This window comes from Devosia sp. (genome assembly GCF_039927955.1).
Lineage (GTDB): Bacteria > Pseudomonadota > Alphaproteobacteria > Rhizobiales > Devosiaceae > Devosia.
The window spans coordinates 1-20176 of sequence record NZ_JBDSUA010000009.1; the positions used below are offsets into that span (position 1 = coordinate 1).

Below are 20176 nucleotides of genomic sequence, written 5' to 3' on the forward strand. Positions count from 1 at the left end.
CCGGTTCACCCGCCGATCCAAACGCGCCTCCAAAACACTTCAGATGCTCGACGTGACACTTGCCCTGTTCTTCAACCGAAATCTCAAACTGAGTCCAAAGTGAACAGTCCCCCACAAGGGGGAGGGAGACCTGACTGCTGCATTGGGTGCCCGCGGAAAACCCGCAGTCGACACCCTCCCCCTTGTGGGGAGGGATCAAGGGTGGGGTTGAAGGGCCACGACGTTCGGCCACACCGCGCCGCGATCCCGCTTGACTCCCTAAATGTAATACAGTTACACGTAACATTATTACATTTGAGTTGATCGACATGCGGTTACAAAATTTCAGCCTGGCGCAGATTGGTGCCGGGGCGCGGATTGGGTTGGTGCTGGTGCCGGTGGCGCTGATCTGGCTGGTGATCTGGGCGCTGGTGCATTGATGGCGGCGATTTCGATCAATGACCTGACGCTGGGCTATGACGGGCATCCGGCGGTACACCATTTGCATGGGCGGTTTGATGCCGGGTCGCTGACGGCGATTGTCGGGCCGAATGGCTCGGGTAAATCCACCCTGCTCAAGGGCATTACCGGGGTGCTCAAGCCATTGGGCGGGGCGATCGAGCATGCCGGGTTTGGCGTGCGCGATATTGCCTACCTGCCGCAGAGCGCCGAGATCGACCGGAGTTTTCCGGCGACGGTTTCCGAACTGGTATCGCTGGGATTCTGGAAGCAGCGTGGACCGTTTGCCGCCTTGCGCGGGGTGGACCGGAAGGCGCTGGACCAGGCCTTGCAGGCAGTGGGGCTGGCGGGATTTGAACGGCGGCCAATCGATACGCTATCGGGCGGGCAATTGCAGCGGGCGCTGTTTGCGCGGGTGCTGTTGCAGGACGCGCCGATCATCCTGCTCGACGAGCCATTCACCGCCATCGACGAAAAGACCGTGGCCGACCTCATTGCGCTGGTACAGCGCTGGCATGGCGAGCAGCGCACGGTGATTGCGGTGCTGCATGACGTAGAAATGGTGCGGCGGGTATTTCCGCAAACGCTGCTGCTGGCGCGTGAGCCGATTGCCTGGGGCGATACGGCGACGACGCTGCGGCCGGAGAACCTGCTGAAAGCGCGGCAGATGACCGAGGCCTGGGACGCCAATGCGCCCTGGCACGACATCGGCGAGGACCATGTTCACGGCGATCACCATCATCATGGGCATCACCACCATCGTGGAGATGCGGCATGAGCTTGTATCAATTCCTGATCGAGCCATTCGTGCAGTTTGGCTTCATGAACCGGGCCTTGGGCGGGGCGATGATCCTGTCGCTGAGCGCGGGGCCGGTGGGCGTGTTCTTGATGCTGCGGCGGATGAGCCTGACCGGCGATGCCATGGCGCATGCGATACTGCCCGGGGCGGCAGCGGGATTTCTGGTTTCGGGCCTCGCCATCTTGCCGATGACTATTGGCGGGTTTGCCGCCGGGTTGATCGTGGCGCTGCTGGCCGGATTGGTGTCGCGCTTCACCATCCAGCGCGAGGATACGTCGCTGGCAGCATTTTACCTGATTTCGTTAGCACTTGGCGTGATGTTGGTTAGCCTAAAGGGCTCTAATGTTGACCTGATGCACGTGCTGTTCGGCACGGTTCTGGCGCTGAACAATGATGCGCTGGTGATGATCGGGGCGATTGCCACGATCAGCCTGTTCGGGCTGGCACTGCTATGGCGACCGCTGTTTGCCGAATGTCTTGATCCGACATTTCTGCGCAGTGTCAGCAAGGCCGGGCAAGCGGTACACCTGATGTTTCTGGCGCTGGTGGTGCTGAACCTGGTTGGTGGATTTCAGGCGCTGGGCACCTTGCTTGCTGTGGGCCTGATGATGCTGCCGGCGGCGGCGGCGCGGTTCTGGGTGCGCAGCCTGGAGGGCATGTGCGCACTGGCGGTGCTGTTCGGGGCGATATCGAGCTATTTCGGCCTGCTGATTTCCTACCATCTGAGTGTGGCGTCGGGTCCGGCGATCATTCTGGTGGCAGGCGCGATTTACGTGACGTCGTTGTTTTTCGGACGGCGCGGGGTGGTTTTTACCCGCGTCACCTCTCCGCGCCATCGCGTGGCCTGACACTCTTCCAACCAGGGATGCTTCAGATGACACTTCTGAAATCGACTTTGCTTGCCGTTTTTTTGGGGTCGATGGCGGCAACACCGGGGTTTGCGGCGCAGCTGCCAGTCGTCGCCAGCTTTTCGATCCTGGGCGATATCGTGGCCAAGGTGGGTGGCGACCGAGTGGCAGTGACCACCATTGTCGGGCCAAACGCCGATACACATGTGTATGAGCCAAAACCGTCCGACGCCGTAGCGGTGAGCAAGGCCAAGGTATTTTTCGTCAATGGGCTGGGGTTTGAAGGCTGGCTCGACCGGTTTGTAGAATCGACCGGGTTTGCCGGCCCGGTAGTGGTGGCCAGTGTCGGCGTCAAATCCCACACCATGGTGGATGATGGGAAAACCGTGACCGATCCGCATGCGTGGCAGAGCCTGAAAAACGGATTGCTCTATGTGAAGAACGTGGCGGCTGGGCTGTGCGCGGCGGATGGTGAGGGGTGTTCGACCTATGAGGCCAATGCGGCGACCTATTCGGCACAGATCACGGCGCTGGATGAGCAGGTGATTGCCGATATTGCGGCGGTGCCGGAGGCCAAGCGCAAGGTGATTACGACTCATGATGCGTTCGGATATTTTGGCGAGGAGTATGGCGTGCAATTTCTGGCGCCGGAGGGGATTTCAACCGATAGCGAGGCATCCGCTGCCGATGTCGGCAAGCTGATCGAGCAGATCCGCGCCGATGGGGTAACGGCGCTGTTCATCGAGAATATGAGCGACGGGCGGCTGATCGAGCAGATTGCCAAGGAGACTGGTGTTACGGTGGGTGGCGAGCTGTATGCCGATGCGCTGTCCGAACCCGATCAGGGTGCCGCGACGTATCTGGAAATGTTTGCGCACAATATCGCGCTGCTGGTGCCAGCCATGGCGGGAAAATAGGAGACTGCAATGAGCCACTCCCAGGATGGTCACGACCACGATCACAGCGGCCACGACCATGTTTGGGCCGATGATTTGACCAAGAACCAGGGTCTGGTGCTGGGAGCGCTAGCGCATTCGGAAGCGCCGCTTTCGGCCTATGACATCCTGGACCGGTTGCGGGAGAATGGCATCAAGGCACCGCTGCAAGTGTATCGCGCGCTCGACAAGCTGGTCGAGCGCGGACTGGCGCATCGGCTGGAATCGCTGAATGCCTTCGTGGCCTGCGCAGACGAGCATTGCCACCGGAGCGGCCTGATTGCCTTTGCGATCTGCGACGGCTGCGGCAAAGTCGATGAGTTCGCCGACAGCGTCATTGAGGACCGGCTGGGCGCATGGGCGGCCGGGACCGGATTTGTGGCCGAGCGGACGACGATGGAAATCCGCGGCAAATGCGCGGTGTGTGTGGCGGGTTAGGCTGCAACTCCTGGAACCTGCGCCGGCTGCGGGCGCAGAACCCCTCCCCTAATCCCTCCCTCAAGGGGGAGGGAACAGATCGAGTGTGCGGCAGTTGCCGCGTTAAGCGGCAAAACTCAGGAAATGTATCGCGGCGGCACCGTATTCACGGCGGTCGTCCATTGTGTAACCGGGCGGCAGAGTGATTGCCGCGTCGACGCTGTCCTCGAAGACCAGCGTGGCGCCGGGGGCGACCCAGCCGGTTTTGGCGATATTGGCGAGGGCAAGTTCGCCCAGGCCCTGGCCATAGGGTGGATCAAGGAACACCAGATCGAACGGCTTCATCGAGCCGGGCGGGCCCAGGTCGGTGGCGTCGCGACGCAGGAGCTTGGTGACGCCCCCTGCCCCGAAGGCATCGATATGATCGCGGACAATGCCCCGCGCTTCGGCGCCGGTATCGACGAAGGTGACATGGGCGGCGCCGCGCGATAGGGCCTCGAGGCCAAGCGCGCCAGTGCCGGCGAACAGGTCAAGCACCCGCAGGCCATCAAAGCTGGGGCCGAGGCGGCTGGCCAGGATGTTGAACATGTTCTCGCGCACCCGATCCGCCGTGGGGCGGATCGACAGGTCGGACGGCGAGATCAGGGTCTTGCCGCGAAATTTACCGGCGATGATACGCATCGGGCGATGTTGCCCTTATGGCTTAGGACGACGCGGACCCGCGGGACGACCTGCACCGCCCGATGGGCGGCCTGCGCCAGTTGGACGACCCGCACCGGTCGGACGACCAGCGCCACCGGTGGGGCGGCCGCCGGGTTTGCCGTAACCGCCGGGCTTGGGGCCACGCGCGGGAGCGGCACCATCGCGCTTGGCGTGCGGCTTGCCATCCGGGCGGGTCTTGGGCTTGCCGTAGGTTTTGCTTTCCAGGCCCAGCTCATCGCGCTTGGGGCGCTGGCGTTCGCCCTCGGGGCGGGTGCGCGGCGCAAAATCGCGCGGTGGACGATCACCCTGCGGCTTATCGCCGAAGCTGCGGGCGGGACGGCCGCCATCGGGCCGGAAGGATTTCGGCTTCTCGGAGAAATTGCGGCCGGGACGACCGGCGACCGGCGTGGGTGACTGGAAGCGTTCGTTTTCAGGACGAGTCCGCGGTGTGTAATCGCGCTGTGGACGATCGCCACGATCGCCTTCCGGACGGGTGCGTGGGGCAAAGCTCTGGCGCTCGCCTTCGGGGCGGGTACGCGGCGCAAAGCTGCGCGGACGTTCGCTATCCGGCCGGGTATTACGCTGCGGACGATCACCGAAATCGCGCTTGGGCCGCTCGGCAAAATCGGGGCGAGCCGGGCGTTCGCTGCGATTGCCGGAGGGCGCACCAGCGGGGCGGGCGCGATCCCCGAATGATTTTGCGCCGAAAGGCTTGGCACCGAACGGCTTGGGACCAAAGGACTTGGCGCCGAACGGCTTATCGCCCGCAGGACGATCCCCACGGGGCTTGTCGGCGAACGAGCGCTTGGGACGATCAGCGCCCGCTGCATCGTCGCGGCGCGGTCCGCGTGGCTTGTCATCGAAGGATTTGCGCGGGCCATCGCCACGCGGTTTATCACCGAAGCTCTTGCCGCCCGGGCGATCGCCGAAGGATTTGCCGGTTGGACGGTCGCCCTTGGGAGCGCCTTTGCCGAATTTGCCGCCGGCGTCGTCTTTGCCGGGCTTCTTGCCATAAGTCTTTGCCACGAATTCTTCTTCACGGCCGTCGTCAAAAATGATCTTGCGGGGTGGCGCCATTTCGCCTTCGTCACGCTCGTCAAAGCGCTTGGGCGCAAAACTGCGCTCCTGGCTGACTCGACCGGGACGATCCTGACGCGGCTTTTCCTCGCGGATTTCCTTTTCGGTCTTTTCGGCAGCATCGGTGAAGCGGAAACGCTGCTTGGCGATTTCAATGGTGTTGGTGCCGCGACCGGTCAGACGTTCGCGCATCGGGGTGCCGACCAGATCGTCCTTGGTGACCGGCATGGCGCTTTCGAAATCCACATCGGCTTCTTCGGCCAGACGCTTGCCCAGCTGTTCGCGCAGCATGGACGCCTTGACGGTTTCGATGCCGCCAATCGGGATATCGCCGAGCTGGAACGGGCCGAAGCTAACGCGGATCAGGCGGTTCACTTCGAGGCCGAGCGCGCCGAGCACGTTCTTGACTTCGCGGTTCTTGCCTTCGCGCAGGGCCATGGTCAGCCAGACATTGGCGCCCTGCTCGCGCTCGAGCGCGGCTTCGATATTGCCATAGCGGACGCCCTCGATCTCGATGCCGTTCTTGAGGCCATCGAGCGCAGCCTGGGTGACCGAACCATGGGCACGGACGCGATAGCGGCGCAGCCAGCCAGTGGCGGGCAGTTCGAGCACGCGCTTGAGGCCGCCATCATTGGTGAGCAGCAGCAGGCCTTCGGTATTGATATCGAGGCGCCCGACGGTGACGACGCGCGGCAGGCCATGGGTCTGCAGATGCTCGAAAATGGTGTCGCGGCCTTCGGGGTCTTTTTCGGTGACAACGAGGCCAGCGGGCTTGTGATAGAGCCAGACGCGGGTGCCCTGGCGAGCAGCGAGCGGGGCATCATCGACCATGACCTTGTCGCGGTCGGTGACGTTGAAGGCGGGGGTCAGGACTTTCTTACCGTTGACCAGGACGCGCCCGGCAACGATCCAGGCCTCCGCGTCGCGCCGGGAACATAGACCCGAACGGGCAATGACCTTGGCCAGGCGATCGCCTGCTGCCGGAGTTTCACTCATCGATTTTAGCCTTCATGACATGCGGGACCCAAAGGGGCGGCGCGGAAAAGTTCGCTCCGCCTGGTGGCGAAGCGCAGAGATAGGAAGGCTAATTACTGAACGTTGTTGAGGCGCGTATTGGTCTTGTTCAGATCGGTACTGATGATGCCGGTGGTCAGCGACGGATTGTTCTTGAGCGCCTCGCGGATTTCCGCCGGGCACTGATTGCTGTTGATCGGCACGAGCGAGCCATCCTTGGCCTTACAGATCGCGTCACGGCCGCCAACATCGACGAAGTAATCTTCTGGCGGCAGATACAGCGGACGCGCCCCGCCGGCCTTGATGTCCATATTGGCGGCGCGCATGCCTGCGGTCAGCTGGCGGGTTTCGGCTTCGGTCAGCGGACGGCCGGACAGCGTGCGCAGATCGACGACGCGCGCGTTGCGCAGGCGGGTCATATCGGCTTCGGTCAGGTTGGTGGTGTCAATCTGCACGCTGTCGCTATCGACCGGCAGCGCGCTGGCGACTGACGTGGTCGGGGCTGGCAGTTGCGTCCCATTGCGCGGCCAAGCCAGCGGCGCACGCGGCGTCTTGGGCTCTTCCTTGCCTGGACCCTTGCCGACAAGGCCGAAGCCCTGGGCGGTTGGCGTCATCACTTCACGCTCGAACGTGCCTGGATCGGTCAAGGCATTGGTGCCTTCGACGGTGGTGCAGGCGGCGAGCACGCCGGTGATCAGCAAAGTGAGCGCAACAAGCCCGGTCCGGGTGACGGCCGAAAGAGCAGACTGCCCGGTCAATCCAATACGCATGAAACGTCCCTTATGGTTCGGCCGCGCTTATAGCGCATTGTGCCGCCTAAGGCCAGATTCTGGCAGCAATGCGTTCACCACTGATTTACGACGCTGAAACGCTGGCTTTTCTGGGGCGACCCAGCCCCAGCAGATCAAGGATCAGCAGGATCACCCCCAGCGTGATGGCGGCATCGGCGAGGTTGAAAATGTAAAATCCGCGATCGCCGATGTGGAAATAAAAGAAATCGGCGACAGCGCCATAGAGCCAGCGATCCAGCGCATTGGACAGCGCGCCGCCAATGCACAGCGCCAGACCGATACGGATCAGGGCGCTATCGGCCCGCACCCACCAGAAGGATAGCGCGAGAATGGCGAGGATAATCACCGCGCCCAGCGCCCAGACCGGCAGGCTATCGAACAGGCCGTAGGAAATGCCGGTGTTCCAGGTGAGGACGTAATCAAAAAAATCGGTGACGCGGACAATTTCGCCGCCGCGCCAGTTGGTCATGGTGACCGGGACATAGCTGTATTGGGCGGCGCAGGTAGAGACGCCCGGCGTCAGGCACTCGGCGGCTATATGATAGCCCTTTTGCGCGCGGTCGATGCCGAAGGCGAGGACGCCGGCGACGAGGGAATAATAAATGGAGGGGAGGGTTTTGAGGTTCATGGCCGAGCACCGCCTTTCCTTCTCCCCTTGAGGGAGGAGGTGCCCCGCAGGGGCGGATGAGGGGTCAGCGATGGTTGTTTCGTCGGTGCCGACTGAGCCAACCCCTCACCCGTCTCGCGCTGCGCGCGATCCACCCTCTCCCTCAAGGGGCGAGGGGAAGGAAGTGAGTTGGCCGTAGCCACGATCACAGCCCCGCCGCAGCGCGTTCGCGCAGGGCCTGGGCGTCGCGCAGGGTAACGTCCGGGTAGTCCTTGTCGGTGCCCACTTCGGGCAGGATTTTCCACGAGCGGGCGCAGCGGGTGCCCTTGGCAAGGGCGGAGATCACCGAGATACCGGCGACGTCATCGAGGCGGAAGGCATCGTCGGGGCCTTCCGCACTGCCGATTTCGATGGACGAGGTGATGGCGATTTCGGCGAGGTCTTCGCCGGCCAAGGCAGTCAGCAGGTCTTCGTCGCTGATGAACACCTTGGGCGCAGCTTCGAGCGAGGAGCCGATGCGCTTTTCGCGGCGTTCGACTTCGAGCGCGCCGGTGACGACGCGACGGACGGTGCGGATCTTTGCCCATTTCTCGGCAAGAGCCTCGTTAAGCCATTCCTTTGGCACAACCGGAAACAGGCGCAAGTGGACGGACGAATCCTTGCCCGGGTGCCGTTCGAGCCAGACTTCTTCCATGGTGAACACCAGGATGGGCGCCAGCCACGCGGTGAGGCAATCGAACAGGTGATTGAGGACCGTCAGCGCGGCCTTGCGCTTGATCGAGCTGATCGGATCGCAATAGAGCGCGTCCTTGCGGATATCGAAATAGAACGCCGAGAGTTCGATGTTCATGAAATTCGACAGGGTGGAGACGATACGCTTGTAGTCGAATTCCTCATAGGCTTCGCGCACCTGGGCATCGAGCTGGGCCAAACGATGCAGCATCAGGCGTTCGAGTTCGGGCATGTCCGAAAATGCCACCTCGTCCTTGGGATCGTAGTGGGCGATATTGCCGAGCAGCCAGCGCAGGGTATTGCGCAGCTTGCGGTAGCTATCGACGGTGGTCTGGACTATTTCCTTGCCCAGACGCAGGTCTTCGGAATAATCGGCCGAGGCGACCCAGAGGCGCAGGATATCGGCGCCGTATTGCTTGATGATGTCCTGCGGGGCAACGGTATTGCCCAGCGACTTGCTCATCTTCTTGCCGTCGCCATCCATGGTGAAACCATGGGTGAGCACCGCATCGTAGGGCGCGCGGCCACGGGTGGCGGCGCTTTCGAGCAAGGACGAGTGGAACCAGCCGCGATGCTGGTCCGAGCCTTCGAGATAAAGCGAAGCGGGCCATTTCAGGTCCGGCCATTTCTGCTTGTTTTCCAGCACGAAGGCATGGGTCGAGCCGCTATCGAACCAGACATCGAGGATGTCGCGGACCATGTCGTAGTCGTCGGGATTGTATTTTTCCCCCAGAAACCGGGCCTTGGCGCCTTCGGCGAACCAGGCATCGGCGCCTTCGACTTCGAAGGCCGAGGCGATGCGGTGATCGACGGTGTCGTCGCGCAGGATATCGTTGGTGCCCTTCTTGACGAAGACCGAGATGGGCACACCCCAGGCGCGCTGGCGCGACAGCACCCAATCGGGGCGGTCAGCGATCATGGCGCGCAGGCGGTTTTGCCCGGCGGCGGGGTAGAATTTGGTGGCGTCGATGGCGTTAAGAGCCCGGTGGCGCAAGGTGTCTCCGGGTTTGCCCGCGATGTCGCGGTCCATGTAAACGAACCATTGCGGGGTATTGCGGAAGATCACCGGCTTCTTGGAACGCCAGGAGTGCGGGTACTGATGCTTGACGCGCCCGCGCGCTAACATCATGCCCCTTTCTGCTAGCGCCGCGATAACGCGGGCATTCGCATCACCCTTCTTACCGCTATCATCGATGACGCGTGCGCCATCGAAGCCGGGCGCTTCGGGTGTGTAGAAACCATCGTCGCCGACGGCATAGGGGATTTTGGTGTCGATGCCGCGCTCAGTGAGCAAGCGGCCCAAGTTCATCCAGATTTCAAAGTCGTCAAGACCATGGCCCGGCGCGGTGTGAACGAAGCCGGTGCCGGTATCATCGGTGACGTGGTCGCCGTCGAGGAGCGGGACGGCGAAGTTGTAGCCGTCGGCTAGGCCGCGCAGGGGGTGCTCGGCCAGCGTTGCGGCAAGCATGCTGGCGCTAACGCCAAAGACTCGCTCGTAGCCTTCGACCTTGGCCTTCAGCATGACCTCGGCGGCCAGCTTATCGGCCAAGATGTACTGGTCGCCGACGGAGGCCCAATTGCCATCCGCGGCTGCGGTGACGCGATAGAGGCTATAGGCAATCTTGCTGGAAAACGAGATTGCCCGGTTCGCCGGGATAGTCCACGGAGTAGTGGTCCAGATCACAATGTAGGGCCGAACGACCTTGCTGCCCGCCGCGGGTTCGACGTCGCCAAGCCGGCTAACCGGAAACTTCACCCAGATGGTGTCGCTCTCATAGTCCGCATATTCGATTTCGGCTTCGGCAAGCGCGGTGCGTTCGACGACGGACCACATCACCGGCTTGGAGCCGCGATAAAGCTGGCCGCTGGCGGCGACTTTCATCAGTTCGCGGGCGATCTGGGCTTCGGCGTCAAAGCTCATCGTCAAATAGGGGTTTTCCCAATCGCCGAGGATGCCGAGGCGCTTGAATTCCTGGCGCTGCACATCGACCCAATGGGTAGCAAAGGTGCGGCACTCCTGGCGGAATTCGTTGACCGGGACGGTGTTCTTGTCCTGGCCCTTGGCGCGGTATTGTTCCTCGATCTTCCATTCGATGGGCAGGCCATGGCAATCCCAGCCCGGCACATAGGCCGAGTTGTAGCCCAGCATCTGCATCGAGCGGGACACGAGATCCTTCAGCGTCTTGTTGAGCGCGTGGCCGATATGGATATTGCCATTGGCGTAGGGGGGGCCATCATGCAGGGTGAACTTGGGCCGATCCTTGGCCTGTTCGCGCTGGCGGCGGTAAATATCCATTTCTTCCCAACGGGCGAGCCAGCCGGGTTCACGGTCCGGCAGGCCGGCGCGCATGGGAAATTCAGTCTGCGGCAGGAACAGGGTGGCCGAATAATCGGTTTCGGTCGCGGCAGAGGTCTGGGTCATCGCGGGCAATCAATCGATGGAATGGATTTGCGCGCCTTGTAGCAAGGCGGGCGGATCGGGGCAAAGACTGATTTAGGCGCGCGCTGGCCGATGGCAAGCAGCTGAAGGTCACTGCGGCAGGCAGCGACCTTCAGGGTTGGCGATCAAGTTTCAGGCGGAGGCGGAGGCGGAGGCGGTGGGGGCGGTGGAGGCGGTGGGGGCGGCGGCGGGGTCGGATCCGGGTAATCCACGTGGGTGGACAGCGAGCCGTAAAACTCCACGCCCCGATATGGCAGGCAGTATTTGGCGTGTTCCTTGGGATTGGTGAACAGCAGGCCCAGGCAATCGAAAACGTGGGCCCAGCCGTGCTTAGGATGCTCTTTGACCACCTTGACTATGTGCGTGGGGGTTTTGGCCATGACGGCGGTTGGCAGCGCAAGCCCGGCAACAAGGGCAACGCCAAGCATGGCGGATCGACCAGCACGCATAGTGCTGGATAGGGAATATGCAGATTTCATCGGTGCTCTCCACTGACGCATGGACAGTCGCTGAAACTGACAAGCCGACAGCGGACCGCGCCACGTTGGCGGCGCAGTAGATGGTGCTCAGCGGTTTCGTTAACCTATTGTAAACCTTAGCAAAACTGCTTAGGTCGCTCCAGTTCGCCATCGAAAGATGCCTAACTGGAAAGGATAACGAGGGGCCGCCACGAACCTGTTGCCACAGGCCTGTAAGCAGATATTGTTGTGATAAATCAGCTCTTTAGCTGAGGAACCATTCGAGCGGTGAATTGCTCAACCCAGGCAAGAGCGGTGGTGCCTTCAGGAGACGAAGAAGCCGAGACGGGCGTCGAGGTCGCTGATCGGCTTGGCGTCGGCAAGCATGGCGCGGGCCTTGGCGCTGTCGCGATCCATGGCGGCGATCAGGTCGGGCAGGCCGGAGAACACTTCCTGACCCCGGATATGGTCGACCAGCGCGACCGACAGGGTCTTGCCGTAAATGTCTTCGGAAAAATCGAACAGATGGGCTTCGAACGGCGGCAGCTGGTTGTTGAACATTGGCTTGCCATAGGCGGCGACACCATCGATGCGGCGACCGTCGAGCAGCACCCGCACAGCGTAAACGCCCTGAGCCAGATGAAAACCCGGCGGCGTGCATAGATTTGCCGTGGGGTAACCGAGTTCGCGGCCGCGCTGGTCGCCTTTGACGACGACACCATCGACGAACCAGCGATAGCCGAGCAGGTGATTGGCGCGGGCCACATCGCCCTGATTGAGCGCGGCGCGGATCAGCGAGGAGGAGATGATCTCGACCCCCTCGCCGATCAGATCGAGGGTTTCGACGCCAAAGCCCAGCGCGATGCCGGAGGCCTTGAGGAAATCGGGCGTGCCACGGCGGCCACGGCCGAAGTGGAAATCGGACCCAACGATGACGCCATCAACGGCCAGCGCATCGATCAGGAAGCGCGAGACGAAATGTTCGGCCTCGATCTGGGAGAAATCACGGTTGAAGGGCATGATGACGATGCCATCGAGCCCCAGCGCCTGGGCCAGCCGGGCCTTGGCGTCGCCATCGGTGAGGCGGAACATGAAGGGCTCGGGCGCGAAAACATCGCGCGGATGCGGCTCGAAGGTCAGGATGATCGCGGGGACGCCACGTTCTTTGGCCCGCTGCTTGAGCATGGACAGAACGTGCTGATGGCCCCGGTGCAGGCCGTCGAAATTGCCGATGGCGACCAGCGCGCCCTTGATGGAGGCGGGGACAGTGTCGAGGCCGGAAAGACGGATGAAATCGGTCACGCGAGGCAGGTTCCTGTGGCGGCGCGAAGCGGGGCGAAAGTGCATCGCCCCCGCTTAGATTGCAAGCCTACCAGGCAAGCCGGGGCAGGAAGGCCGCCAAGCGCGCGCCGCTGGGGGCGACGAGCGCTTCGACCGACGCCGAATCAGCGCCATCGACGAAATCGGCAGCGTGGATGGAGCCGGTGACGAAGAGCAGGTCGATCCCGAAATTGGCAGCACCAGTGGCATCGGTGCGCACACTATCGCCGATGGCCAGAACGCGGGATTTATCGAGCTTGCGACCGGCAGACTGTTCGGCGAGGCGCATGGCCTCATCGTATATCGGGGTAAAGGGCTTGCCGGCCATCTGCACCTGACCACCGCGCTCGGCGTAATAATCACCCAGAGCGCCGCCGCAATAGATCAGTTGGTCGCCATGTTCGACGATCTTGTCGGGATTGGCGCAGATCATCGGCAGGCCACGCTTAAGCCAGAGCCGGACGCGGGCGGCATAGTCGTCGGGGGTTTCATCATCGCTATCGAGATCGGTGACGACGACGACTTCGGCGTCTTCCGCCCTGCCCCGAATGACCCCGAGGCCTTCGTAAAGCGCATCGTCGGCGGTGGCGGGGCCGACATGGTGGATCACCTTGCCCTTGTAGGGCGCGATCAAGGTGCGGCTGGCATCGCCTGACGAGGCCATGGCGTCCCAGGCGCTGCGGGGAACGCCCATGTGATCGAGCATGTCGACGATTTCGCCGGAGGGGCGCGGCGCATTGGTGATGAAAACGACGTGGCCACCGTGGGCGCGATAGTTGACCAGCGCTTCGACTGCGGAGGGAAACGGTTCGATGCCGTTATGGACCACGCCCCAGACATCGCAGAGCAGCGCGTCATAGGCGGTGGCGAGCTGGGATAGGCCGGATTGTGTGGGCATGAAAACCTGCGCTTGGAGGCAATGGGTGGGATTTGGCAGGTTTGGGGAAATAATCAAGTCATGGGTGGGATGCGAATACGTCCCTCCTTCGCCCCTTGAGGGAGAAGGTGCCCAAAGGGCGGATGAGGGGTGTCTTGCTTAGCTCAGCGTTTGCGGAGGCAACCCCTCACCCTGATTTTCTGCTGAACGCAGAAAATCTGTCCCTCTCCCTCAAGGGGAGAGGGGTGACGACTGGGAGGGCGGTGGGCAGCGCCTACTGAACCTCGGCCCGCCTGGCGTTGGCCTGCGTCCTTGGCCGTTCGATCACCAGGTCCGGTCGCACCGGGCCGGGGGCGGCGATGTGGTTGCCCTGGACCAGGGTGATGCCGTCATCGAGCAGATCGAGGATTTGCGATTCGCTGGAAATGCCGGTGGCCATCAGGTCGACATTGAAACGGCCGAGATAGTTGGCGATGTCGGAGGGCTGGAAATCGGTATAAACGGCCGGCTCCTGCAGGAAGCGGCCGGCATCGACACGCAGCGAGCGGACCGATTGGGCGGCCAGTTCGGCAACATCGAGACGCAGCGATTTGACATTGGCCAGCGAGAAACCAACGCCCTTCTTGGCCATGGCATCGGCGACGGCGCGCTCGCCGGTGGTCAGGTTCAGCCAATCGGTTTCGTTGATCAGGAAGGTCATGCCGGGGGCGATGGCGCGGTTGGCCTCGATGGTGACAAGCAATTGTTCAGCGGAATCGGTCTGGCCCAGAGTGGCGCGCGACAGCGGGATGAACAGGTTGATCGGCTGGCCGCCGGTGCGGGCGCGGCGGCCGATGGTGACCGCTTCGACCAGCGCAATGCCTTCGATATGGCGGACCACATCGTCGCCCTTCTGGCGCGGCATGAAATCGATCTTGTCGGCCAGATCACCATCTTCGAGCATTAGGCGCGGCACCAGATCGTAACCGAACGGACGACGCTGCGGCAGGGTGACAACGGGCTGGATATGATAGATCAGGCGATTGTCGTCCACCGCCTGGCGCAGCATTTCGAGCGGAATGGTCGGCTCGGGGTCGCGCGGCGGCGGGGGCGGCGCGATGGCCGTGGTATAGGTGGTGGGGCGTCCGCCAGCGGCGGCATTGGCCTTTTTGGTGCGCTCTTCCAGTTCGGCGACGGCTTCGGCGACCTGCCGAATCACCGTGCCCAGCACCGAAATATCGGCCTCGACGCCTTCGAGGCGGCGGCCGGCATCGACATCGGCCAGGGCATTGATGCGCTGTCCGAGCACGGCACCGGCCTGGGCATCGGTCGAGAGCAGGCGCGACAAATCTTCGATGCCGCGCTCCAGCCGGGTCTCGGCGCGCTGGCGCAGGGAGCGTTCGACCAGCACTACGGCGACGCAGCCAAACACAGTCGCCAGCATGATCGATTCAAGCGGGGTGAAGGTCAGGCCGAAATAGGCCGTGCCCCCGATGCCGAGGCTGGCGAACGCGATGAAGGTATAGACCAATGCCTGCACGAGCGGACCTGCGCTCCATTGCCGAAAGATTCGGGCTATTTCTCTTAGCACCATGGCTGTGGGCAAAAAAGCGGGCTGGGCGCCCTATCGCCACTTGTCCGTACTCCATTTGCCCGGGCGTGCTGAAATTCAGTGATGGTGGCCTGCAAAGGGTGAGTTTCTGCGCTTCCGGTGCTCACGTACCGAACGTACGTTCCGCTCCGGTTCTCGAAAATCACCCTTTTCGGCTCACCCTGACGTGAATCTCAGCACGCCCCTTCGGCGGAACGGAATATTTACCCTGTTCGTCAACAATCAAAAAACCAAGGCGGCTTCGCGGACAGATATCGGGTCTGCGGAGGCGCAAGACGACTTCGAGTGGGGACGGGCCTTTATGCCGATGCTGAACCGAGCCGACCCAGAGTCCCAAGGGACGCTGCTGCTGATCGACCGGGACGCTGCGACCGCCAGATTGCTGGCTGCCGGCCTGTCAGGGTGCCTGGTTGCGGCGCCGAGAATTCAGGCTGTTGCCAATGGCAAGCAGGCGATCGAGGCGTTGCGCAGCGGCGCGTTCGATATTGTTCTGGCCGATCTTTCCAGCATTGCCGATGTCAGCGAGCGCACCGAGGATGTGGTGGCGCGGCTGGTGAAACTGGCCGAAGGTGCCTTGGTGCTGGCGCTATCGGACGGGGCATCGATTTCCGGTGCGGTAGCCGCAATGCGGGCCGGCGCCCATGACTATGTGGTCAAGCCGATCAATGGTCCGGGCATGGCAGCGCGGATCGGTGAACTGGCGCAGCGCCACGGCAAGACACTGAGCATCGAAGCGACGGCGCCCACTGGGGTGGCGGATTTTGCCGGCTTTATCGGCGCCTCGAGCGCCATGCAGTTTGTTTATGAGCAGATCGAGCGCATTGCGCCCTCTGCAGCGCCGGTGTTCATTACCGGCGAAAGTGGCACCGGCAAGGATGTGTGTGCCGAGGCGCTGCACGCCAAGGGACCACGGGTCGGCAAGCCGATCGTGGCAATCAATTGCGCGGCAATCCCGCGTGACCTGATGGAAAGCGAACTGTTCGGCGTGGCGCGCGGCGCCTATACCGGGGCGCATGAAGACCGCAAGGGCGCAGCGGAACTCGCCGATGGCGGCACGCTGTTTCTCGACGAAATCGGGGAAATGGACCTGTCGCTGCAATCCAAGCTGTTGCGGTTTTTGCAGACCGGGACGCTGAGCCGGGTTGGCGACGCCAGCGAGCGGCAGGTGGATGTGCGGGTGATCTGCGCCACCAATCGCAATCCGATGCAGTTGATTACCGAAAAAAAGTTCCGCGAGGATCTGTTCTACCGGCTGCATGTGCTGCCGATCCACCTGCCCCCGCTGCGGCAGCGGCCCACTGACATCATGGTATTGGCGCGGCATTTCCTTGAGCGCTATGCACGCGAAGAGCGCAAGGCGTTTTCCGGGTTCAGTTCGGAAGCGGCCAGCGGGCTGATCGCCAATGAATGGCCAGGCAATGTGCGCCAGTTGCAGAACCTGGTGCGCCGGCTGGTGGTGATGTTCGATGGCGGGGAAATTTCCGCCCTCATGTGCGCTGCCGCCGATATCGAGGGGCAAAACCGCGCCCCTGCCCCGGCGGTTCCGGTGCGCGACAAAACCAGCGCCATCCTGCCGATGTGGCAGCAGGAGCAGCATATCATCGAAGACGCGATTGCGCGGTTTGGCGGCAATATCTCGCTGGCCGCCGCGGCGCTGGAGATCAGCCCGTCGACGATTTATCGCAAACGCCAAAGCTGGGCGGAAATGGTCAGCGCGGTGGCGTGAGCCTACTTAGCCTTGGCTTCGGCCTTGACCAGCTTGTCGCGGGCAACGCGGGCGGTGGTGAAGGCACGAGCCTCGACGCCGACGGCGGAGCCGGATTTGACGACTTCACCGGTGGCATTGACGATTTCCCAATGCCAGTTGGTGGATTGGCCAGCGCCGCCCTTGGCGCGCAGCTTGATTTCAAGTTTTGAAGTGTTTTCGGTCATGGCGCGGCTTATGCCTGATACCGCGCACAATTTCTAGTCGTGCGTGGCATGATTGGTTCTAGTCGCGCGTGACGTGGTTGGATTTCATGGTCACTACGGCCAGAACCGTGGTTACGCCGACAATCATCAAAGCAAGCATTTTGAATTCCTCCTGAGGGGGACCAATGCACTTTGCGAACCGCGGGTTCCCAGATGTGATCAGCGGAGGCGGCCGGATCAGGCCGGATCGTGCTGGAATTTTATCTTGTCGCCCCAGAACGCCAGATGATCGCGGATCGGCTCGACCAGTGCGCAGGGGTTTGGATAGTACCAAACGCCGTCATTGCCGGTCGCGGTCAGGGTTTTGATTGTATAGTAAGATGCCTCGCCCTTGTATGGGCAAGTAGTATGAGTGCTGGACGCCTCCAGGATATCCGGGCGCACATCCTCGCGGGGGATATAGAGCCGCAGCGGCGCGCCCGGCTCATCAAGCTCCAAGGCATTGGTGGTATTGGCGATTTCGGCATCATCAAAGATGACGCGGATGCGGCCTGCAGCGGGTTTGATCTTGATATCCTTGGGCAGACATTGCGATGTCATGATTTCCTGCCAGTGCTGATTGCGTGATGATGGCAAAACCATCGGCCCGGCAAATGGTTGCGGCAAGCCATAATCGAACACATCGGCGTGTGTGGCGACCTTGACGCTCCGGGACCTGTCCACTATATCCCCGGTCAGCGGTTAGCACTCTACAATCGCGAGTGCTAACAAGCGCAAATTTGCAGTCAGCAACTGTCTCATAAGGAGCAAACATGAGCTTCCGTCCTCTGCACGACCGCGTGGTCGTCCGCCGCCTCGATGGCGAAGAAAAGACCAAAGGCGGGATCATCATCCCAGACACCGCCAAGGAAAAGCCCTCCGAAGGCATCGTGGTTTCGGTTGGTCCCGGCGCCCGTGACGACAACGGCGCCCGCGTCGTTCCAGACGTCAAGGCCGGTGATCGCATCCTGTTCGGCAAGTGGAGCGGCACCGAGGTCAAGGTGAACGGCGAAGACCTTCTTATCATGAAGGAATCGGACATCATGGGCGTCGTCGAAGCCTAGAAACCGCCCGCCAATTCCACTCTGGCGGTCAGCTGGCGTGGAACTGTCGAACAGTTCTCTACCCTTCGCTTTCCCCATTCATTCTCAAGGAGCGCCTCACATGGCAGCCAAAGAAGTCAAGTTCTCCACCGAAGCCCGCGACAAGATGCTGCGCGGCGTCAACATCCTGGCCAATGCGGTCAAGGTAACGCTGGGCCCAAAGGGTCGTAACGTTGTTATCGAAAAGTCGTTCGGCGCACCGCGCATCACCAAGGACGGCGTCACCGTCGCCAAGGAAATCGAACTCGAAGACAAGTTCGAAAACATGGGCGCCCAGATGCTGCGCGCCGTGGCCTCCAAGACCAATGACACTGCCGGCGACGGCACCACGACCGCTACGGTTCTGGGCCAGTCGATCGTCAATGAAGGTGTCAAGGCCGTTGCTGCCGGCATGAACCCGATGGACCTGAAGCGCGGTATCGATCTGGCCGTTGCTGAAGTCGTCGAAAACCTCAAGGCCAGCGCCAAGAAGATTACCTCGTCGTCCGAAGTTGCCCAGGTCGGCACCATTTCGGCCAACGGTGAATCATCGATCGGCGACATGATTGCCGAAGCCATGCAGAAGGTTGGCAACGAGGGTGTAATCACCGTCGAAGAAGCCAAGACCGCCGAGACCGAACTCGATGTCGTTGAAGGCATGCAGTTCGACCGCGGTTACCTGTCGCCTTACTTCGTGACCAATGCCGAAAAGATGACGGCAGTGCTCGAAGAGCCCCTGATCCTGCTGCACGAAAAAAAGCTGAGCAACCTGCAGGCGATCCTGCCGATTCTGGAAGCTGTCGTGCAGTCGCAGCGCCCGCTGCTGATCATTGCCGAAGACATTGAAGGCGAAGCCCTTGCCACTCTGGTGGTCAACCGCCTGCGCGGTGGCCTCAAGGTTGCAGCCGTCAAGGCTCCAGGCTTCGGCGATCGTCGCAAGGCAATGCTGGAAGACATCGCGATCCTGACCGGTGGCCAGGTGATCTCGGAAGACCTTGGCATCAAGCTGGAAAACGTCACTCTCGACATGCTTGGCACCGCCAAGAAGGTCGAAATCACCAAGGAAAACACCACCATCGTTGATGGCGCTGGTTCCAAGGACGACATCCAGGGCCGCGTTGCCCAGATCAAGTCGCAGATCGAAGAAACCACTTCGGACTACGACAAGGAAAAGCTGCAGGAACGTCTGGCCAAGCTGGCTGGCGGTGTTGCAGTGATCAAGGTCGGCGGCTCGACCGAAATCGAAGTCAAGGAACGCAAGGACCGTGTTGACGACGCGCTGAACGCAACCCGCGCAGCTGTCGAAGAAGGCATCGTCCCCGGCGGCGGCACCGCGCTGCTGCGCGCTTCGGCCAACCTGAAGGCCAAGGGTGCAAACTCTGACCAGCAGGCCGGCATCAATATCGTCCGTCGTGCCCTGCAGGAACCAGCACGCCAGATCGCCAACAATGCTGGCGACGAAGGCTCCGTGGTTGTCGGCAAGATCCTGGAAAATGCCTCGCAGACGTTCGGCTACAACGCCGCAACTGGCGAATATGGCGATATGATCGCCATGGGCATCGTTGACCCGGTCAAGGTGGTTCGCACCGCCCTGCAGGACGCAGCTTCGGTTGCCTCGCTGCTGATCACCACCGAAGCCATGATTGCTGAACTGCCAAAAGACGCAGCACCCCAGATGGGCGGCGGCGGTGGCGGCATGGGCGGCATGGGTGGCATGGACTTCTAGTCCACGCTTTCCCAATAAGGCTTCGAGGTCTCGTTACTTCCCAGTCACCGACTTCGTGGAAAGGCGCAGTGGAAACACTGCGCCCTTTTTGTTTGTTTGCATCACCAAAAGTGTGTATAATGCTACACACTCCGTAGGCGAGCTTCATATATGGAAAATAAATGAAGGGGTTTAGCCTTGGAAAGAAATAGCCGGAAGCTGATCAGGCTGCTGACGCATGACGGCTGGTATCATGTTGACGTTAATGGCGACCATCACCAGTTCAAGCATCCCGAGCGGGCGGGGCGAGTAACAGTTCCACATCCAAACAGCGACATTCCAATTGGTACTGTTCGCTCGATTTACAAGCAGGCCGGCTGGCTGAAGAGGTGA

Annotated in this window: 18 protein-coding genes; 8 read left to right on the forward strand and 10 right to left on the reverse strand. The window is 61.8% G+C overall.

Annotated features, from left to right (window positions below):
* Positions 1 to 418: 418 nt before the first annotated feature.
* The 4 genes from aztA to ABIT12_RS04100 are packed head-to-tail and all read left to right on the forward strand — an operon-like array spanning position 419 to position 3458.
* A complete protein-coding gene (aztA, locus tag ABIT12_RS04085; protein ID WP_348045687.1) occupies positions 419 to 1216 on the forward strand; it encodes a zinc ABC transporter ATP-binding protein AztA in 798 nt (265 codons plus the stop codon).
* Positions 1213 to 2085: a zinc ABC transporter permease AztB gene (aztB, locus tag ABIT12_RS04090; RefSeq protein WP_348045689.1), complete on the forward strand. Its 873-nt coding sequence runs from the start codon at positions 1213 to 1215 to the stop codon at positions 2083 to 2085. The genes aztA and aztB overlap by 4 nt, the downstream gene beginning before the upstream one ends.
* A 17-nt stretch (positions 2086 to 2102) precedes the next feature.
* Entirely contained in the window at positions 2103 to 3002 is a 900-nt protein-coding gene (locus tag ABIT12_RS04095) for a metal ABC transporter substrate-binding protein (protein ID WP_407065584.1), read from the forward strand.
* Between the two features lie 9 nt (positions 3003 to 3011).
* Positions 3012 to 3458 (forward strand): Fur family transcriptional regulator, encoded by a 447-nt coding sequence (locus tag ABIT12_RS04100; protein ID WP_348045693.1) that lies wholly within the window; start codon positions 3012 to 3014, stop codon positions 3456 to 3458.
* A gap of 102 nt (positions 3459 to 3560) precedes the next feature.
* On the opposite strand, the gene rsmD is transcribed toward ABIT12_RS04100, so the two are convergent.
* From rsmD to ABIT12_RS04140, 8 genes are all read right to left on the reverse strand, one after another.
* On the reverse strand, positions 3561 to 4118 hold the full coding sequence (rsmD, locus tag ABIT12_RS04105) for a 16S rRNA (guanine(966)-N(2))-methyltransferase RsmD (RefSeq protein ID WP_348045695.1): 558 nt from the start codon (positions 4116 to 4118) through the stop codon (positions 3561 to 3563).
* A 15-nt stretch (positions 4119 to 4133) separates the two neighbouring features.
* Entirely contained in the window at positions 4134 to 6212 is a 2079-nt protein-coding gene (locus ABIT12_RS04110) for a pseudouridine synthase (RefSeq protein WP_348045697.1), read from the reverse strand.
* A gap of 92 nt (positions 6213 to 6304) precedes the next feature.
* Positions 6305 to 7000: a hypothetical protein gene (locus ABIT12_RS04115; protein WP_348045699.1), complete on the reverse strand. Its 696-nt coding sequence runs from the start codon at positions 6998 to 7000 to the stop codon at positions 6305 to 6307.
* An 85-nt stretch (positions 7001 to 7085) separates the two neighbouring features.
* Complete coding sequence (lspA, locus tag ABIT12_RS04120; protein WP_348045701.1) at positions 7086 to 7649, reverse strand: signal peptidase II; 564 nt, start codon at positions 7647 to 7649, stop codon at positions 7086 to 7088.
* A gap of 184 nt (positions 7650 to 7833) precedes the next feature.
* Positions 7834 to 10782, reverse strand: coding sequence for an isoleucine--tRNA ligase (gene ileS / locus ABIT12_RS04125; protein ID WP_348045703.1), 2949 nt, complete (start codon positions 10780 to 10782; stop codon positions 7834 to 7836).
* An 800-nt stretch (positions 10783 to 11582) separates the two neighbouring features.
* Positions 11583 to 12560 (reverse strand): bifunctional riboflavin kinase/FAD synthetase, encoded by a 978-nt coding sequence (locus ABIT12_RS04130; RefSeq protein ID WP_348045705.1) that lies wholly within the window; start codon positions 12558 to 12560, stop codon positions 11583 to 11585.
* 67 nt (positions 12561 to 12627) lie between these two features.
* Positions 12628 to 13476: a TIGR01459 family HAD-type hydrolase gene (locus ABIT12_RS04135; RefSeq protein ID WP_348045707.1), complete on the reverse strand. Its 849-nt coding sequence runs from the start codon at positions 13474 to 13476 to the stop codon at positions 12628 to 12630.
* A 253-nt stretch (positions 13477 to 13729) separates the two neighbouring features.
* The gene (locus ABIT12_RS04140) at positions 13730 to 14974 is read right to left on the reverse strand and encodes an EAL domain-containing protein (protein ID WP_348045709.1); all 1245 of its coding nucleotides are present in this window, start codon (positions 14972 to 14974) and stop codon (positions 13730 to 13732) included.
* Positions 14975 to 15347: 373 nt separating this feature from the next.
* On the opposite strand from ABIT12_RS04140, the gene ABIT12_RS04145 reads away from it, so the two are divergent.
* Positions 15348 to 16772 carry a sigma-54 dependent transcriptional regulator gene (locus ABIT12_RS04145; RefSeq protein WP_348045711.1) on the forward strand — a complete coding sequence of 475 codons (1425 nt, stop codon included), beginning with the start codon at positions 15348 to 15350 and terminating at the stop codon, positions 16770 to 16772.
* Between the two features lie 2 nt (positions 16773 to 16774).
* On the opposite strand, the gene ABIT12_RS04150 is transcribed toward ABIT12_RS04145, so the two are convergent.
* Positions 16775 to 16978: a hypothetical protein gene (locus ABIT12_RS04150; protein ID WP_348045713.1), complete on the reverse strand. Its 204-nt coding sequence runs from the start codon at positions 16976 to 16978 to the stop codon at positions 16775 to 16777.
* Between the two features lie 216 nt (positions 16979 to 17194).
* Positions 17195 to 17680 carry a DUF427 domain-containing protein gene (locus ABIT12_RS04155; protein ID WP_348045715.1) on the reverse strand — a complete coding sequence of 162 codons (486 nt, stop codon included), beginning with the start codon at positions 17678 to 17680 and terminating at the stop codon, positions 17195 to 17197.
* A gap of 89 nt (positions 17681 to 17769) precedes the next feature.
* Between ABIT12_RS04155 and ABIT12_RS04160 the strand changes: the two genes are divergently transcribed.
* The 3 genes from ABIT12_RS04160 (at position 17770) to ABIT12_RS04170 (ending at position 20176) form a co-directional block, all read left to right on the forward strand.
* Complete coding sequence (locus ABIT12_RS04160; RefSeq protein WP_348045717.1) at positions 17770 to 18060, forward strand: co-chaperone GroES; 291 nt, start codon at positions 17770 to 17772, stop codon at positions 18058 to 18060.
* A gap of 100 nt (positions 18061 to 18160) precedes the next feature.
* Positions 18161 to 19804: a chaperonin GroEL gene (gene groL, locus ABIT12_RS04165; RefSeq protein WP_348045719.1), complete on the forward strand. Its 1644-nt coding sequence runs from the start codon at positions 18161 to 18163 to the stop codon at positions 19802 to 19804.
* 177 nt (positions 19805 to 19981) lie between these two features.
* On the forward strand, positions 19982 to 20176 hold the full coding sequence (locus tag ABIT12_RS04170; protein ID WP_348045721.1) for a type II toxin-antitoxin system HicA family toxin: 195 nt from the start codon (positions 19982 to 19984) through the stop codon (positions 20174 to 20176).

What these genes read in the sequence shown, in the direction of transcription:
- aztA (WP_348045687.1), top strand. Translation starts at nt 419, where the DNA reads ATGGCGGCGATTTCGATCAATGACCTGACGCTGGGCTATGACGGGCAT.
- aztB (WP_348045689.1), top strand. Translation starts at nt 1,213, where the DNA reads ATGAGCTTGTATCAATTCCTGATCGAGCCATTCGTGCAGTTTGGCTTC.
- ABIT12_RS04095 (WP_407065584.1), top strand. Translation starts at nt 2,103, where the DNA reads ATGCTTCAGATGACACTTCTGAAATCGACTTTGCTTGCCGTTTTTTTG.
- ABIT12_RS04100 (WP_348045693.1), top strand. Translation starts at nt 3,012, where the DNA reads ATGAGCCACTCCCAGGATGGTCACGACCACGATCACAGCGGCCACGAC.
- rsmD (WP_348045695.1), bottom strand. Translation starts at nt 4,118, where the DNA reads ATGCGTATCATCGCCGGTAAATTTCGCGGCAAGACCCTGATCTCGCCG.
- ABIT12_RS04110 (WP_348045697.1), bottom strand. Translation starts at nt 6,212, where the DNA reads ATGAGTGAAACTCCGGCAGCAGGCGATCGCCTGGCCAAGGTCATTGCC.
- ABIT12_RS04115 (WP_348045699.1), bottom strand. Translation starts at nt 7,000, where the DNA reads ATGCGTATTGGATTGACCGGGCAGTCTGCTCTTTCGGCCGTCACCCGG.
- lspA (WP_348045701.1), bottom strand. Translation starts at nt 7,649, where the DNA reads ATGAACCTCAAAACCCTCCCCTCCATTTATTATTCCCTCGTCGCCGGC.
- ileS (WP_348045703.1), bottom strand. Translation starts at nt 10,782, where the DNA reads ATGACCCAGACCTCTGCCGCGACCGAAACCGATTATTCGGCCACCCTG.
- ABIT12_RS04135 (WP_348045707.1), bottom strand. Translation starts at nt 13,476, where the DNA reads ATGCCCACACAATCCGGCCTATCCCAGCTCGCCACCGCCTATGACGCG.
- ABIT12_RS04145 (WP_348045711.1), top strand. Translation starts at nt 15,348, where the DNA reads ATGCCGATGCTGAACCGAGCCGACCCAGAGTCCCAAGGGACGCTGCTG.
- ABIT12_RS04150 (WP_348045713.1), bottom strand. Translation starts at nt 16,978, where the DNA reads ATGACCGAAAACACTTCAAAACTTGAAATCAAGCTGCGCGCCAAGGGC.
- ABIT12_RS04160 (WP_348045717.1), top strand. Translation starts at nt 17,770, where the DNA reads ATGAGCTTCCGTCCTCTGCACGACCGCGTGGTCGTCCGCCGCCTCGAT.
- groL (WP_348045719.1), top strand. Translation starts at nt 18,161, where the DNA reads ATGGCAGCCAAAGAAGTCAAGTTCTCCACCGAAGCCCGCGACAAGATG.